This is a genomic window from Chloroflexota bacterium, assembly GCA_016875875.1.
Classification (GTDB): domain Bacteria; phylum Chloroflexota; class Dehalococcoidia; order GIF9; family UBA5629; genus 9FT-COMBO-48-23.
Map to the genome: position 1 here is coordinate 262297 of VGOP01000001.1, position 17399 is coordinate 279695.

The following is a 17399-nucleotide window of genomic DNA, read 5'->3' on the forward strand; positions in this document are numbered from 1 at the left end:
TGTGTCATGTTCGATGAATTAAAAGGTATTCTATTTTGAGTCGAGTTATCGTATAATCTAATAATATATACCTGCGGCGGAAGCGGACAGGAACTTTGCGATGAACTGGTTCGAGAGACATCTTAACTGGAGTCTTTTTTTCGGAAGCAGCCTGTTGCCCCTTGTTGTGAATATGTTTTTGTGGGCTATATTGTTTGCAATGTTTTGGGGCGAGTTAGCGCCTGTAGTGGGTTCCGGCATGGATGGACTTTCGGAAGATGTGGTGACGTCGATGTTTCTTCAGGCTTTGCCTATATTTATTATTCTCATTTTAGTAAATCTAGCGCTGTCTGTCTTTGCTTTCATTGTAGTGTGGTGGTATCTGGGCCAAAAGGCAAGAAGTAAATGGTTTTTGCTCTTGGTTATAGTTCCAGGGGCGCTAGCTGGTATCGTTCGCGACTCTAATCTTATTATTAGCCTGTTAATATCCTTAGTTTCGCTGGTTTGTATTATTATCTTATACCGTTTGGAGAATCGAGCAATCGGCTATGGTGGCGATTTTGTCAGCGAACCGGTCACTGACCGATGGCCTGATACGGGGCAATTCAATGTGCCCGGCAATAACTGGCAGCCAAAAGAGCTTGAGTATAGGGATGTCAGCGTTGCCAGCGAAAAAGCCCCTCCGGAAGCCCCTGCAGAAGCGAAAGTGATGATAGAGAGGACGAGTAGTCAGTGGACGGTGAAGAAGCCAATCTTGTTGGATGATGTCGGGGTGGTGATAAAGTGTTTTTATCATCCGGATGGTGACGCAGTTAATTCATGTTCCAGATGTGGGCAGTACGTTTGCAGTGAATGTGATTATGTGACTGGTACTCACCCAATATGTCGCAATTGCTGGGGGAAGCGCTCGGGGGGTCCTGGATTAGCTGTGGCTGCTAGTACGCAGAAAAGTGTAGGGTTAGGCAAATCAGAGAAACGGAAAGCGGAGGAAAGTGAATGGTTTCGAGAATTTATGCTGCTGTATGAACAAGCGCTCCCTGTTATTAGCATTGTTATCAAGAAGGGTGAGGATGGACTGCCAGCTTCACCCCTGGACTTGATGGAGGGGTTAAAGCTGCGCCCGGTGCTGGACCATGTCCAAAATCTGTCCGAACCTAAGCAGAAGGAGTTGCAAGAGGCAAAGAAGGAATTTGAGCAAGTACTTTCGAATTGTATCAAGGTTGCTGAGGCAGCGGCAGAGTTTGTTAGTTTGGGTGGAGAGGTCACACCAGGTCAGGCAGATTTTGCACGTGTAATCGGTGGCATAGAAATGGCAAAGGGACTCATGGTGGTGCTTTCCGAGAAGTTAACCTCTTTGTTTCAGTCTCAAAAGTAGTTTAAGTATGCCGCAAATTCCGGTAATTTTTAGCCATGAGTCGGGCTTCTGAATCGCTGCCAACATTGCAAAGCTGGTGAAGCTGTATAGCTTGCCTAGCTACCAATTAGGGCGCAATGTGTGGTGGGTACGGTGTGGCAGGCTACCAACGTTCAGCCTAGTACCCTCGTTTGTTAGCTCATATTACCTCATATTACCTTTTTACTATACACAACGTTACCTTTAGGCTATTTACAATAGTCCTATGGGGTAGTATATTGGAACTAGATGAAGTTAACGATAAATGACCGAACTTACCAGGCAGACGTGGTGACTCATCTAAACAAAAGAGGCAGGTAAATAAACAACTCAAGATGAACGATTTCGCAGAATTGGCTCAAGTTGCGATACATTGTGCTGGGACAGATATTTACATTGTCCAGAATGGAAAAAAATCTCAGCATGTTAACTCACTGCGCCAGGAGCTAGAAGGCTATACAGAGCAAGAACTGAGAGGTATGCACTCTCTGGATCACATTTATCCTGATGATAAAGAAGCAGTCGGGAAGAAGGCAACAGAAAACTCGAATGGCCACCATCTACTGTCCTATGAGCACATGCCTATAAAGAAGAACGGAAAGAAGAACGGTAATGGCAAGGCAATTTGGGTACTAGAGAAAGCCACCTCAACTGAATACAGAGGAAATCAGGCCGCCGTGGGAAGCCTTGTGGACCTCATCGAACACGAGCGGTTGGAAGAAGCCATAACAGACTCGGAGGAGAGGTATCGGGCTATCTTGAAGGAGATGCAAGATGCCTATTTCGAGGTAGACCTTGATGGTAATTTCACTTTCGTTAGTGATTCGCTGTGTCGTCTTCTAGGATACGCTAGAGAAGAGCTGCTAGAAATGAACTTTCGAGACCATATAGCCGAAGCGGGTGCTGAAGCTGTGTATCAGGCCTTCAATAAAGTCTATAATACCGGAAAGACGATCAAAAATCTTACTTATGAAGTCACTCATAAGAATGGTACCACTGTGATTGCTGAGACCTCGGCTTCTCTATTAAGGAATGAGCAAGGAGAGATTATCGGATTCCGTGGTATTGGCCGCGATGTTACTGAACATAAGCGTGCGGAGGAAGCTTTAAGACGGTCGGAGGAGAGATATCGGGCCATGCTGGATGAGATGGAAGAAGGCTACTACGAGGTAGACCTTGCTGGAAATATCACCTTTGTCAATGACTCAATTTGTCGCCAATTCGGATGCGCTAAAGAAGATTTAATCGGTATGAACTATCGCTTCTATGTGCCCAAGGAGGATGTAGAGGGCGTGTATAAGACCTGGAATAAAGTCTACCGGACAGGCGAGTCCCTAAAATCGTATCATTTTGCAATTACTAAAAAGGGTAGAACACAAATATTCTTAGAAAACTCAGTCTCTCTTTTGCGTGATAATGAGGGAAAGATAATCGGTTTTCGGTCAATCAGCCGTGATGATACCGAGCGTAAGCAGCTTGTGCAAAAACTTGCTGAGCTGGCGTGGCCATCCATGACTTGCTGACTGGCCGAGGCCCCACTCGCCATTTCTACTGCTGATGCCACTGCTAAATCAAGGCAAGGATACTCTGAAAGTTCTTGATTTTATCGGAGTGGTGGGCCGTACAGGATTCGAACCTGTGACACCCTGATTAAAAGCCAGTTGTTAATTTTCGTGCAATTTCACCGCATCCCAGATACGGATTTCCCTTCCGGCACAGCCCTCTTTTCACCTAGCCAGGTGCTCAAATTACCCGGGTTGGCAAGACGATTCGAGTACCCCCTCGGCCTATAAAGTAGCATGATTGGCTGATAATTCCAACACCCCATGTACTTGGAGTGCAAAGCATCTGTTGCTGTGCAGCTCTCAGGAGAGCCATGGCGTAATGTCGTGTCATAGCAGCCCCCTGAACCTATGCTTGGCTCCAATGTCACAAAACGGGCTACTGTGCAGCGGGATGCAACTTACTACTGACCTCCGGTCAAAGCGCGCTTCACCTCTCCGCTCAACTGCTCAGGATTAAAAGGCTTGTCAATATGGGCAACTTTAGTCTCGGAGAGGAACTTTTCAGTATCGGCACCCATAATACCGCCGGTGATGAAGACCACTCTCCGGGCTAACGATTTGTCTATCTTTTGAATACGCTTGTAGAAGTCCACGCCACTTATGCCTGGCATCTTGATATCCACCAGGATGAGCTTGTATTTCTGGCTCTCAATTTTCTTCAGAGCATCAGCAGCATTATCTACAGTCTCTACCTTGTACCCTTCACCAGTTAGCACCCGATTGACAACGTCCCTTATCACTTGTTCATCATCCACCACCAGTATCCTGACTTTGCCCGCCTTCTGAGATTTTTTAACATCTGGCTTGGGCGGCTTTGGCAGTACGGCTTCGGTGACTACAGGTAGTTCAACGATAAAGGTAGCACCATTGCCCGGCTTGCTTTCGACGTATATCTTTCCCTTATGTTCGGTTACTATGCCATAGCACAGGCTCAAGCCCAGCCCTGTACCCTGACCTACCTCTCTGGTGGTGAAAAAGGGGTCGAATATCCTATCCATGACCGCTGGCCTTATTCCCGGGCCATCGTCCTGGCAGCATATCTTTATGGTGTTATGGCTCTTCTCCGTAGTTATGGTGATCTTGCCCTTGCCGTGAGCCAGCTTCATTTCCATCTCGGCGTTGACGATTAAGTTGAGCAGCACCTGCTGGATCTGACCCGGGTCAGCCACAGTTTCGAGCACATCAGTAGTCAGCCGTGTAACAACTTCAATGTTGTTGACCCTCAGGTGATAAGCTCGCAGGACGAGTGTACTCTCTATAAGCTCGTTGATATCCACCAGCTTTTGCTGCGGCTCAGTCTGGCGAGAGAAGGCAAGCAGCCTCTGGATGATGCCGGCCACGCGTCGAGCGCCGTCATTGATAGCTTCCAAATCGCTCCTGATGCCCGGCGGGACGTCCTCTCGGTCCATAAGCAACTGGGCATAGCCGACGACTGCGGTGAGAGGGTTATTTATCTCGTGGGCAACACCGGCTGCCATCTCGCCCACAGAAGCCAGACGGCTTGTCACCTGAGCCTTTAGCTCCAGTTGTCTCCTCAACTCTTCAGCCTTCTTGCGCTCGGTGATGTCACTACAGGCGCCGATCATCCTGTAGGGCTGGCCGTTCTCATCTCGCAGGGCAGTACCCTGGTCTGTCCAGTAAAGGTAGGCGCCGTCCTTGCGCTTGATTCGGTACTCTTCGGCATAGGGCGTGCCTTTCTTAAGGTGGCCGTCCCGCGTGGCATTGACGCGGTCGATGTCGTCGGGGTGGATGGCCTTCTCCCAGGCATCTCGGGTGCGGGGGAATTCAGCTTGCCCGTAGCCCAGTATTTTATCGATTCTGCCGTGCCAGTCTAGCCTTCCGCTGGTCATGTCCCAATCCCAGATGAGGTCGCTGGCGCTGGCGGCAGCGAGACGGAAACGCTCTTCGCTCTCAGCTAGTTCGTCTCTGGAGACCATTGTCTCATTAAGCTGTGCGGTCATGCGGTCAAAGGCACGCGACAGCTCGCCGGTTTCGTCCTTTGAGGCCGTGCCCACCCTGTACTCCAGGTTGCCGTCACCGATCTCCTCAGCGCCTTTGACCAGTAGGTGTAACGGTCTGGTGATGGTGCGGGCAAAGAGGAAGGCCAGCAAGGCCGCGGCCAGGGCGGCGGCAAAGATGCTGCCAGCCACCACCCATCCCAGCCGGATGATTGGCGCAAAAGCCTCAGCCTGGTCTATCTCTGTGATGATGCAGACGTTAAAAGATGGCAGCCATGTGTAAGCGCCGATGACGGGCACGTCGCGGTAGTCTTTGTAGAAGCCCACGCCATCTTTGCCCGTCAAGGCAGCTTCCACGCCTTGGGTGTGGACTGCTTTCTTCAAGGAATAGCCCTTGCCAAACCGTGGCTCGGTGATGAAGAAGTTGAACTTATTTACCAGGTAGGTGTCCTCGGTCTGGCTCAGGCCGCTGCGCTGCTCCATAATCTTGGACAGCTCGACCAGGTTAACTTGGCCGGCGAGGACGGCAATCAGGTTGCCCTGCCTGTCCTTGACGGGTGTGCCGATGACCATAACCGACTGCTCCAGCGTGGTGGAATAGTAGGTATCTTGGACATAGGTGCGGGTCTTGCCCCCGATATAATAAGGTTCACTTTTTTTGTACGTGCCCTCTTGCCTCTCGTTCGTAGAAGCCAGTACCAGCCCATCACGGGGACATATTATGAACAGCTCGAAAAACCCCCCATATTGCAACCGAGGTTTCAGATGGTCCTCGATGGTGCTTTTCTGGGCCTGGCCATATGCGGGGTCAGATGTGTCACATGATACCAGCACTGCGGCGTACTCACTGACTAGGGGGCGTTGAGCCAGCTCCTCTATACTTTGCTCGTTGCCATGCACCCATCTTTCAAGCTCGGCTTCTCTGAGTATGTTGGTGGAGATAAGGTGACTTATGGTCTGCTGCTCTATTGTCCGCCGCCCGTTTTCGTAGGCCAGGTAGCCCACGATGACCATGGGCACAATAGCAAGCAGTAGGAAAAGGATAGTCAGCCTGGGTGTAAGCTTCACCTGGCTTTAACTCCGTAGATTTCTTCCAGGAACCGCATGGTATATGCCTGGTTCACATCAAAGGGAGCGGTAATGATCCCTTCCTCCAGCAATATCTGGTACATGCCTTCCCACCGCTCGGCTTTCATCCAGCCTATCTGGTCCTCGCCGGTGTGCACCAGCGGCAGTTGAGCTTCCATCATCTTGCTCTGGAGTTCAAGTTCAGGTTCTTTAGCATATTTTAGTGTCATCTCTACAGCCATCTGAGGATTACCCACCGCCTCCTGCCATCCTTTGAGGGAGGCGCGCAGGAAGCGGGTAACCAGCTCGGGATTTTCTGCAATCAATCGTTCAGTAGTAAATATAGTGTCAGAATACATGTCGATACCATAGTCACTAGGCCAGATAAGATTTACCTGGTAACCTTTCTGGCGCAAACGTATGACGGCACCTGTTGAGTAACCGCAGGTTATCTTTACTTCCCGATTCAAAAAAGATGAATAGTCATAGGCATAAGGCATCATCTTGATTTCATTTACATCCAAGTCCAGTTTTTCCATCATCGCTTTGAGTTGCACTTCGGCGTCAAGACTACCAGCTGTTACAGCCATTGACTGTCCTAAAAAATCGGATGGTTTACGGATACCTGAATCTGCCAGGGCGATAAACACAATCGGGCTGCGCCTGTATATTGTCGCTATGGCTATTGGTTTGTGTGGACTGCTGTATGCAAGAACTACCTCGGGGGCTTCAACCAGGAAATCTGCCTGCCCGGAGACTAATGGCTCTATATTATTACTGCCTGCCTCGCCTTTCAGGAAGGTGACATTGATGTTCTCCTCGGCGTAGTAGCCCTTCTCCTGGGCTACATAGAAGCCAGCGAACTGCGCCTGATGCACCCACTTAAGCTGAAGTGTCACCTCGTCAGACGGCACCTTGACCTGCTTCGGCATACACCCCACCAAAAGGGAAATTTCCAGAATTAATGTGAACAATATGCCTACTATGCTTTTCACTTTACCCCCTTCTTAGTCGGCAGTCGATAGTCATTAGCTGGATTTCATCAAGTATTTGATGAAGGTGACCTGCCCCCCAATAGTTATACCACTTCTTAAGTTAATCCAGCAAGCATTTGGAGATTGACCTGCCCCCCGAAAACTGAGCCAGACAAAATGCGAGTTTTGTGGGATGATTAACAATCATAAAGGAGGAGCATCCCATGAAGAAGTCCCGGTACACCGCGGAGCAAATTGCCTTCGCCCTGAGGCAAGCAGAGTCAGGGACAGCTGTTCCTGATATTTGCAGGAAGATGGGCATCAGCGAACAGACCTTCTACCGGTGGAAGAAGAAATATGTCGGCATGGGTGTGGCAGAAGTGAGGAGATTGAGAGTCCTGGAGGAGGAGAACAGAAAGCTGAAACAGCTAGTAGCAGACTTGAGCCTTGATAAGCAGATGCTTCAGGATGTGTTGCGAAAAAAGCCCTGAAGCCTGCTCAACTGCGGGAACAGGTTGAGACATTGCGGGTCTGCTACAGCGCAAGCAAGCGAAGAGCATGTAGTGTGTTGGTGTTTCAGAGATCTACATACTACTACAGGAGTATGGCAGATGAGCAGGCTGCCCTGAGGGTAAGAATTCGTGATCTGGCGCAGGCGAGGGTAAGTTATGGCTACAGGAGAATACATGTGCTCCTTGAAAGAGAAGGTTGGGAGGTCAATCACAAGCGGGTTTATAGGCTCTATAAGCAGGAAGGTCTTATAATGCGTGCCAAGAGACCCAGGAGGCATGTTACTGCATGCAGGCGAGAGGAAATCCCTGCGGCTCAAAGTGCAGGTGAGAGCTGGTCTATGGACTTCATGAGTGATGAGCTGTTTAACGGCCAGAGAATCAGGCTGTTAACGTTAGTGGATAACTTTACCCGTGAGAGTCTGGCGATAGAGGTAGACAGGAGCATAGGTGGTCAACGTGTTGTGGAGGTATTGATGAATATAGCCAGGGAAAGAAGCTTACCCAAAACCATAAGAGTAGACAACGGTCCGGAATTTACCTCGAAGCGGCTGGATCAGTGGGCATATTTGAACGGTGTGGAGCTAGACTTCATCCGTCCAGGGAAGCCCACAGATAATGCTTTCATTGAATCATTTAACGGCCGGTTCCGGCAGGAATGTCTGAACGAAAACTGGTTTTTATCTTTGGAAGACGCACGGGAAAAAGTCGAGGAGTGGCGTTTGTACTATAATAGAGAAAGGCCACATGGCGCCCTGGGTAACCTACCTCCAAGAGAGTTTGCGCTGTCTGGAGCAGCAGTTAGTTGAAAAACCACAAAACTCGCATTATCGGTGGTACAGAAAAGGGGGCATCTCCAATCATCCCACAAAACTCGCATTTTGTCTGGCTCAGTTTTCGGGGGGCAGGTCATTCAATCCGTCATTTGATAGACCTTGACAATAGCTAAGTCCGTGAATACAATGAGCCCACTCGTTTGCCAGAAAAAAGCACGGCACCGACACGCGATTATTTACACAGGGGGTGGAGCATGGCTGAAGACTATAGAACGAAAAGCTTTTGGCTGGCACATTCGGGAGACTACCAGGAAAGCGCGCCTCTAGCAGGCAATTTAAAGTGCGACGTGGTCGTCATAGGGGGCGGTTTTTGCGGCATTGCCACAGCGTTCTTCCTGAAGAAGGCCGAACCTTCGCTGAATGTAGCCGTGCTGGAAAGCGAAGTGGTGGGCTACGGTGCTTCCGGCCGCAATGCTGGCTTTGCCATGACCACATTTGGCCTGATGATGTCTATTACCAAGGCGTTTTTTGGCGCGGAGAAAACCAGCCAATCACACCACTACATGGAGCGCGCAGTTGACATAATAGGTGAGCTAGTGGCCGAACACAAATTGGATTGCGACTACGAGCGTACTGGCTTCTTACGCATGGCTACCACACCAGCCTACGTAAAGCGCATCAGGGGCGAAGTGGAACTGGCGAAGTCGTTGGGACTGGAAGGCATTGACTGGCTTGAGGCTGATGCCGCAAGGGCACGGGTGAACTCGGAGTTATACCTCGGTGCCTGGTGGGAGCCGCGCTGCGCACTGGTCAACCCAGCCAAACTGGCGCGCGAGATGAAACGCGTAGCTACTAAGTTCGGTGCGCAGGTTTATGAGCGCACGCCGGTGGACGAGATCAATCGTGAAGCCAATGTCTTTAAGGTAAAGACACCCAACGGCAGTGTAACTGCCGATAAGCTTGCCCTAGCTACCAATGCCTACTCACTCCAGATTCCACTACTGCGCCACAAACAAGTGCCGGTGTGGACCTACATCGTGCTAACCGAGCCACTCAGGCCGGAGCGCTTGAAGCCAATCGGCTGGAAAAAGCGTGAGGGCGTGGAGGACTACCGTAACTTAGTGCACTACTATCGGCTGACTCCGGACAACCGCCTGCTTATGGGCGGCAGAGATATCAACATAACCTATGGCGGCAACATGGAAAATGACTACGACGAGCGCATCTTTACCGCACTGGAACAGGATATTGTCGAGTTATTCCCCACTCTCAAAGACATCAAGATAACTGACCGCTGGGGCGGGCCTGTATCCGTGCCTATGGATATGGTGCCGGCGCTGGGTTATCTTGGTGATAAGCGCGCCGTATACAGTCTGGGCTGCATGGGACACGGTGTCTCCTTGGCACATCTGAATGGGGAGGTTTTAGCCGATTTGCTGCTGGAGAAGAAGACCAAGTGGACCGAATGCTTCCCCGTGAACCGGCACATCTTTCCCTGGCCACCTGAACCCATCCGCTACGTGGTTAGCCAGGCCATCCTGGGCTATCTCCACGCTGAAGATGCCTGGCTCGAGCGTAAGGGTTTGGGTGCCGATAAATCCTGACCACTTCTGGCTTCTGTGCAGTGGAAAGCTAACAATCACTCCCTCTTGTTAACAAATCTCGGTTTTGTTCAGTTCGCTAACACCAAACAAAAAGTCAGCGCCTGAGAGCCTTGTTATAGTTAGGCTCCCGTGTTATCATCGGGCATAATAGCTATTTATTTGATACACAGGTTGGACCGGCATCTGTTACGAGGAGGTGAAGCACAAAATGAAACAAAAGAGCATAGAAGAACTTTCGCTGGTATCCCATTTGAGGCTTCGTCGGATCATGGGTATTCTCGGTGTTGCACTGCCTGTTGTGTTGATGATGTGGGGATTTGCTTTGTCCGGGTGGTCTTTCGAGCTCCAGGATTCCATCAGCGATTACTATAGCATGAGAACGCGAGATGCTTTGGTAGGCATTCTATTCGTAATTGCCTGGTTCCTGTGTACCTATAAAGGCTATGAGACCGTGGATGATGTAGCGGGATATCTAGCATGTCTGTTTGCATTGGGTGTGGCATTCTTCCCTAACAGTGGCGTGAGTTGGGAGAGAATCATGCACTTCTCATCCGCGGTTGGCCTGTTTTTGGTGTTGTCATTTTTCTCATTGTTTCTCTTCACGAAGACGGTGGAATCACCGAAGGGGTTACGGGGTACTCTAACCAGCTTTCGCTTTGGTGTTATTAAGTCCAGAGACCCGGAGCAATCCGAAAAGAAGATACGGAACAGAATCTATGTAGCCTGCGGCTTGGTCATGCTGGCATGCATAGTGTTAACGGGACTGTACTACCTGCTCTGGAAGAATACTACTATATCTGCCATCAAGCCCGTGTTCTGGCTGGAATCGTTTATGATATGGGCTTTCGGGATTTCCTGGTTCATTAAGGGTGAGACTCTGTGGAAGGACAAAAAAGCACGGACAGAGCGAGATCGACCAACGTAAAGTCATTTTGTAAGGTCAGAAGCATGCTCTGTTTGGCTGATCAATTGATGATTGCACGAAAACTCATCTTGTGACAGCCGTGACCTGACTCCATCAATGCTGTATATGCCCCGGACTAGATACTCTTCTTGGCTATGTCCTTCAGGTCTATCCCTCTCTTCGTCTTCAGATAGCGATCCCTCACAACGTAATAAATGACACCCACAATCATCCAGCCGATGAAAAGGGCGAAACCAATTGGGCTTTCCATCCCGAGCGCAGCTATGAAAAAGGCGCCAAACAATATGGCTAAGCCCGGCAGTAACCAAAGCCAGAATCCCTTTAGCTTAAAAGGTGCCTTCTCATAAACATCTGGCATCCTACGGGGCAACAAAAAGGCAGCGATAAGTATCGGAATGAGCAATACGATGGAACCGATGGACGCAGTTATACCGAAGATTTTAAGAGAACTCGTTCCCATGGGCAGGGCAGCCAAAGAGACAAGGTACATGAAGAGCAAGCCCCAATAAGGTGTGCCGAACTTTTTGCTCACCGCGGCTAAGGGTTTTGGAACTATTTCATCGTCAGCAAAGACCAAGATATACCTGGCACCGAACATAAATGTCGCATTTAACGTAGTTGCCATAGCCAATAGCCCACCACCGACAGTAAAGAATGTGGCCAGTGGCCCGAGAAGAAATTTGCCCGCCGATACAGATAAAGGTTGATTAGCACTGACTGCACAGGGAACTACGCCCACGTCAACCAGTCCGATCAGCGTGTACAGAACAACAACTACCGGGATCGATATGGCAAACGAGCGGGGTATGGTCCTGCCGGCATCTTTTATCTCGGCACCCAAATCTATAATAAAGTTCGCCCCCATGTAAGCAAAGAAAAGCAAGGCTGAGGCGATGGCTACACTTGCAATTTCTCTATGAAACATAGGTGTCAAATTTGAAACCTCGATATTAGGTATCCCACCCACAATATACGTAAGCAAAGCGGCTATCAATATCACAAACATGACAACCTGCACATTGCCAGCCGCTTTTATACCAACCAGATTTACCAGGGAGAAAAAGGTTAAGGCAGCCACGGCTATACCGACTCTGGATAGGGATGGAAAAAGTGTTATGAGGTAATCGGCAAAGGTATAGGCATATAGCGGCAGCCCGCCCACGAGTATTCCCATCATGACCCCCCACACCCCTAGAAACCCCCAAAATGGAGAGAATATCCGGCTCGGATATCTGAAGCTGCCGCCAACCGTGGGCAGCGCCGAACCCAACATACCGAGCGGCAGCACCGCAAGTATCATAGGTAAAGCCGCTATGAGGAAGGCTATGGGAACTGCTGCGCCACATATCCCGATGGCTATGCCAGTTAAGGCAAAAATGCCGGCGCCGATTATGGCACCCACCTCGATAGACACCGTGTCCAGTAAACCCAATGTCCTTTTGAGACCTAACTCGGTTGCATCTTTGGATTTCTTCATGGCATCACCTCTATTCTATAGAAGGTATAAAATTCGTTTTGAAAAACTGGTGGAATGCCTTTGGTAGCTTCCTGTAATCATGATCTTGTTTTATGATCGTGGTGAGGTCAACTGAATTATAAGTGTGCCAGTAAAGGATCGGGGCATTGTTAAGCTCCTTGTTAGTCTTCACGAAATTAAGAAGGGCAGCAAAAGTCTTACCTGTATAAGTCAGGTCTAACTCCATGTTTTCCGCTCTTTCTAGGATCTCAATCGCTTCCCTACCTTCAGCGGTGGGCACACCATAACCTCCGCCACAACAATCATGTAATACTTGCACGTCTTCTTCACTGAACTTAATCGCGGGCACCGACTTATCGTACCTCCCCATCAAATGGATTACGTTATTGGCCAGCTTCGCTGTTGCTTTCTCATTTGCCAGCCATAAGTAAGCAACCCGCACACCAATCACTTTCGAACTCAGCCCAGCTAATCTAGTTCCAACCAGAAGCCCAGCCATGGTTCCCTTAGAGCCTAAAGCAACAAAGATGTATTTCGGCTCCGGGATCTCTCCGGCATCAATTTGCCTTTTCAATTCAAAAGCGGCGGCAACGAAGCCCAGACTGCCAAGCACGGAAGAACCACCGGGAGGAAGATAATAGACATTTCCCATTTTTGACAAAAAGTACCAAATTGTCCTTAATGCCGCTCTGGTAGTATTTTGGGCATAACAAAGTTCTGCCCCGAAATGTCGGTCAAGAAGAAGGTTTTCTTGAATATGAGCCGTAACCGGCTGCTCCACCAGCAACAGAAGAGTATTCAGCCCCAGGCGACTGCCGTGTATAACGGTGGCCAGACCGTGGTTGGTGCCTATTCCGCCATATGTCATAATAGTCTTCTTTTTCTTACGAAGGGCATCAGGAAGTGTGAACTCCAGTTTTCGCACCTTATTCCCGCCATAGTATTCCGATGACTTGTTATCTTCCTTTATCCAGATATTTTCGTAGCCAATTTCCCTCCCCAATTTCTCCAGCCTTCTTACCGGCGTGGGGAAATTTCCCAAACTCTTCCACGCGATGTTGTTCTTTAAGCCCGCATATTTCTCAAACAGCACGCATTCCATAGCATTACCTCAATGAGCCTGCAAATTAAGGTGTCATTGTGAGGAGTGCAAGCGACATTGCAACCCCCAAAATAGCCTGCAAAACGTAAAAAGCGGCCTTGTAGCATCTTTTGCGGAAGGCAAAATAGGTTGTAAATTAGCCTGCAATTTGATTTTTGCGGTGCCGCCATCTTTTTATTGTTGACCAGTCCTCCTCTCCGGGGGCATAACAAGTGATTCCATTCCTGGCCAGAATCTCCCGGGCCGCTTCCAATGCTTCGTTAACCGGTGTCCTTATCTCTGGGCCGGGCTTGATACCGAGCCATGCCCGTTTTGACTCGCCCAGGTTGTGGTAGGGAACAAGAGTTAGATAAGATAAACCGCTCTCCAAAAGAAAATGGGCCCATTCGTGGAGGTTTTCCACGGTATCGGTTAGCCCCGGAACAATCGGCAGGCGCGGCCAGACAGCAGGCCCCTCATCATGGTTGGCCAAGTTTGCAAGGGCGTGGATATTTCGCTTAATGACACTGTTCCCTGTCCCGCAAAGAGTTCGATGCTTTGCATCATCGAAAACCTTCACATCGAAAAGAACAAGGTCGATTTCTGATAAGAGGTCCCACACCAGTCCCCGCAGCCCGTCGGTGCCACAACGTTGCACATCATTGGATGGCCTACTTGGTTGCAAATCCCCTTCCAGGTTGAAGTGCCCACAGGTTTCCAGAACCAAGTGTATGCCCTCCTGGCTTAAACTACGGGCAAGTTCGAAAACAAAGCCAGCAAACATAGTCGGTTCTCCGCCCGTAAAAGTGACACCCCCTTTAGAGGCCCTGTAAAAAGGGTATTCCGGGCGGAGTTCCTCCATTATCGATCCAACAGAGCGGGAGATCCCAAAGCACACGAGAGCTCCGGATGGACACCGGCTTGCACAGGTAAAGCACAAGCGACAGAGTTTATGATCTCTATGACCGGAAGCGCGCATGGCTTTTTCAGGACAAACGCTTACACAGGTCCGGCAGTCGATACAGAGATGTGCCTTAAAGCCCAGTTCCTGTTTTGCGCTCCATGACTCCGGGTTTTGACACCAATCACAGCGGAGCGGACAACCCTTGAAAAAGACCAAACTCCGTATCCCAGGGCCGTCATGCAAGCAGAAGTGCTGGACTGAGAAAATCAACGGATCCTGTTGTCTGCCCACCTATCCGATTCCATGCGCCGTCCTTTCGATGATTTCGTCTTGGACGGCCGGTTGGAGATCGTTGAAGTAGGCGCAGTAACCTGCCACGCGAACGACGATTCCCGGGTAAGCAGCAGGATCGTCCTTGGCCGCCCGAAGCATATCAGCATCTAATACATTTATCTGAAGCTGCATACCGCCCTGGTTGAAATAGGCGTCGAGGATGCTTGAGATGGCCCGCCAACCGGCTGTCCCTTGGACAACCTTTTTGTCGAACTTGAGATTGAGGGCACAGCAGTTAGCCCACTTGCGGCTGTCGAGCGAAGCCGCTGAGCGCAGCATGGCTGTGGGGCCGCGGCGGTCTGCTCCATTAACGGGCGAGAGACCGTTCGATAGTGGCCGACCGGCTGGTCGCCCATTAGCCAGAGCGCCAGTAATGTGGCCGAAGCCTATATAGCAGGTCATAGAATAAATTCCTGTCACATATCGGCCTCCACGGGCATTAACGTGGGTGCTGACTGCCTCTGAGAAGACGTCAGCAGCAATCTGGGTCATGCGGTCAACTTCGGCATCGCCGTTGCCATAACGGGGCAAGCGATTGGCCAGTTCACTTTGGAAGGCCTCGTATCCCCGAAAGTTGGCCTTGAGGATTCGGACAAACTCCCGGAGGGTAATACGGCGGTCGTCAAAAACAATCTTCTTGAGGGCGTAAAGTGAATCGCCCACATCCGCAAGGCCGACAATCTGGATTGAAGTGAGATCGTAAACGGCTCCTCCCCAAGTTACATCTCGGCCGCGCTCGAGGCAACCATCAGTAATTATGGAGTTCACAGGGGTGGGCCGCCAGACGCGGTAGCCATCCTCCAGCCACCCGATTACTTTGGCCATTTCATCTACTGCATTGCATACTTGGGCCCGGAATGCCTTTACTACATCCTCGAAGGTGCGCATGTCGGTGACTGGTGGGGTGGCAGCGCCTAACCTGCTGCCCTTAAAGCCCCAACTCATAAAGCGCCGGCCTTGGTTAAGGGCTAATTCCAGGCAAAGAGGAAGATTGAAAAGGGCAGCGTCGGAGGAGTTGTATGTCCGACCTTGGCTGGCCATCTCGACACAACCGATTACCGCATAATCTCGCGCATGGGCCCTCGTCATGCCGGCTTCCTGCAGAGCCTGAACCACGGATGAATCGCCGAAGAAGGACGGCTTGCCGCAACCTAGCTGGACCACTTGAGAGGCTTTTTCAAGGAACCAGGTAGGAGTTCCTTTGTGCACTCTGACGTGCAAAGCTGGTTCGCGCGTGCAAATTTGTGCGTAGGCTTCGAGGATTAGACCAGAGAGCTCGTTCGTCACGTCGTTACCTTCAGCGTCTGTCCCTCCCATGGTAATACCTTGAGAAACCCCGTTCCCGCTGAAAAATTGGTCTACTCGCTCGCAATAGATGGGCATTGTCTCGCAAGTTTTTAGTTCGAAGCTGGCCAAAAGCTCCACAGCTCGCTCAGGGGTGAGATGCCCTCTCTTAATGTCGCGGAGGTAAAGTGGGTAAAGGATTTGGTCGAGACGCCCAAAGGATAAGCCTTGCTCGAAGTCCTCAAGATTCAGTGCCAAATGGACAAGCCAGCATGACTGAAGCCCTTCTTGGAAGTTTCTCGCTGGTTCGTAGGGCACTTTACGACAGGCGCTTGCCAACTCCTGGAGTTCCACCCGACGCTCCACCGTGGTCCCCGGAGCACCAGCGAGCCACTCAGCCTCATCCGATAGGTTCGCAGCCATCTGCCGAATACCATCGATGGTGATTCGGACGGATCGGTAGAAGGCACGCTGATCTGGGGTAAGAGGGGTACCATCTGCAGTGGTTCCAGCTTCTAAACACTGGGCCGCCATCTCGTCGGCACGACGGAGGCCATGGTGAACCACATTCCAATAGCCGCCAACCTGGTGGGCAATACCTGCCTCTTCAGTTATGAAGTAGCGCTTGGCCAGAAAGAAGTCGAGGAAGTGTGAAAAACGGCCAAACCTGAGTAGAGTCCGCCCTGCCACACTCCTTTGAATGTTGCGGAGCCCAATGCCCAGCAAGTGCCACTTCTCGCGAGTCGTGAGCTTGAGCGGTATCCGCCGCCGCTCGAGACGAAAGATGTCCAACAGAATATTGACCGACCCGCCCTCCGGATAATAGTTTGCGGCAATGCGCTTTGAGGTCATGTTGCCAATGATGAGTTCTCCGCTATAGATGTGGGGCTTACGGTGCGAGAAGATATAGGACAAGGCAAGGGCGCGCTGCACCAATGGATGTTCAGTCTTAGCCTTGCGGCCATCAGGAGAACGCCAGAACTCCTCCAGCAAGCCAGGACGTTCCAGGCAGATAGAATAAGGCGTAGCAAAAAGATCGGCCTTGATACTTGATATGCGCTCGGATGGCTCAAAAAATGAGCCGGCAGCACCTGCAGTCTTCTGGGTGGCAAAAACCTGCTGTTGCCTGGATGTTTCCATTCTCATCTTTCCCCTCCTTTTGACTTCAACCGCACTGCTGTTAACTTGTTATTCCGTAACATTGTAGCTGTTGTTTGCATTGCACATTATTGTACATCTAAGAAGCAAGCTGGGGCAAACATATTGTTGGGAGAATGTTTACCAGTGATTAGCTGCTATTTCGAGGGAGCGTAGCGACCGAAGAATCTAACTCAGTTTGAATTCAATGAAGTTAAAGGCCTGAGTTCTCAGCAGGACTCGCTAAGCGTGAGTTTTTGGATCAGCGGGTTATGACAGTCAACACGCACTCTGGATTTGGCAAGTTGACCCTACCCCATTTTATAGGAAACTATGAATTAGAGTTTTCTGGTCGTATTTAGCATACTCCATGGGGCTTAAGTATTTCAACGAACTATGCGGCCTGTTTTCATTATAGTCTATTCTCCAGGC

Annotated in this window: 12 protein-coding genes; 5 read left to right on the forward strand and 7 right to left on the reverse strand. The window is 50.3% G+C overall.

What is annotated here, in order from left to right; all coding sequences use genetic code 11:
• The first annotated feature begins 190 nt into the window (after positions 1-190).
• Both FJ023_01320 and FJ023_01325 read left to right on the forward strand, forming a co-directional pair.
• On the forward strand, positions 191-1354 hold the full coding sequence (locus FJ023_01320; GenBank protein ID MBM4445977.1) for a hypothetical protein: 1164 nt from the start codon (positions 191-193) through the stop codon (positions 1352-1354).
• 353 nt (positions 1355-1707) lie between these two features.
• Positions 1708-2895 (forward strand): PAS domain S-box protein, encoded by a 1188-nt coding sequence (locus FJ023_01325; GenBank protein ID MBM4445978.1) that lies wholly within the window; start codon positions 1708-1710, stop codon positions 2893-2895.
• Between the two features lie 443 nt (positions 2896-3338).
• On the opposite strand, the gene FJ023_01330 is transcribed toward FJ023_01325, so the two are convergent.
• Positions 3339-5963 carry a response regulator gene (locus FJ023_01330; GenBank protein ID MBM4445979.1) on the reverse strand — a complete coding sequence of 875 codons (2625 nt, stop codon included), beginning with the start codon at positions 5961-5963 and terminating at the stop codon, positions 3339-3341.
• The gene (locus tag FJ023_01335; protein ID MBM4445980.1) at positions 5960-6958 is read right to left on the reverse strand and encodes an ABC transporter substrate-binding protein; all 999 of its coding nucleotides are present in this window, start codon (positions 6956-6958) and stop codon (positions 5960-5962) included. The genes FJ023_01330 and FJ023_01335 overlap by 4 nt, the downstream gene beginning before the upstream one ends.
• Positions 6959-7161: 203 nt before the next feature.
• On the opposite strand from FJ023_01335, the gene FJ023_01340 reads away from it, so the two are divergent.
• From FJ023_01340 to FJ023_01350, 3 genes are all read left to right on the forward strand, one after another.
• Positions 7162-8255, forward strand: a protein-coding gene (locus tag FJ023_01340; GenBank protein ID MBM4445981.1) for an IS3 family transposase whose coding sequence is annotated in 2 segments (ribosomal slippage) — positions 7162-7408 and positions 7408-8255 — 1095 coding nt in all. Because the reading frame shifts where the segments join, the coding sequence is not laid out codon by codon here.
• Positions 8256-8476: 221 nt separating this feature from the next.
• Positions 8477-9826 carry an FAD-dependent oxidoreductase gene (locus FJ023_01345; GenBank protein ID MBM4445982.1) on the forward strand — a complete coding sequence of 450 codons (1350 nt, stop codon included), beginning with the start codon at positions 8477-8479 and terminating at the stop codon, positions 9824-9826.
• Positions 9827-10034: 208 nt separating this feature from the next.
• On the forward strand, positions 10035-10751 hold the full coding sequence (locus tag FJ023_01350) for a hypothetical protein (protein ID MBM4445983.1): 717 nt from the start codon (positions 10035-10037) through the stop codon (positions 10749-10751).
• Positions 10752-10866: 115 nt separating this feature from the next.
• Here the strand turns inward: FJ023_01350 and FJ023_01355 are convergent, their stop codons facing one another.
• From FJ023_01355 to FJ023_01375, 5 genes are all read right to left on the reverse strand, one after another.
• Positions 10867-12228, reverse strand: coding sequence for an amino acid permease (locus FJ023_01355; GenBank protein ID MBM4445984.1), 1362 nt, complete (start codon positions 12226-12228; stop codon positions 10867-10869).
• Positions 12229-12238: 10 nt separating this feature from the next.
• The gene (locus tag FJ023_01360; protein MBM4445985.1) at positions 12239-13330 is read right to left on the reverse strand and encodes a pyridoxal-phosphate dependent enzyme; all 1092 of its coding nucleotides are present in this window, start codon (positions 13328-13330) and stop codon (positions 12239-12241) included.
• A gap of 136 nt (positions 13331-13466) precedes the next feature.
• A complete protein-coding gene (locus FJ023_01365) occupies positions 13467-14504 on the reverse strand; it encodes a glycyl-radical enzyme activating protein (protein MBM4445986.1) in 1038 nt (345 codons plus the stop codon).
• Complete coding sequence (locus tag FJ023_01370) at positions 14505-16976, reverse strand: hypothetical protein (protein MBM4445987.1); 2472 nt, start codon at positions 16974-16976, stop codon at positions 14505-14507.
• A gap of 312 nt (positions 16977-17288) precedes the next feature.
• Positions 17289-17399 (reverse strand): transposase (locus FJ023_01375; GenBank protein ID MBM4445988.1); only part of this gene is annotated, 111 nt, incomplete at its 5' end.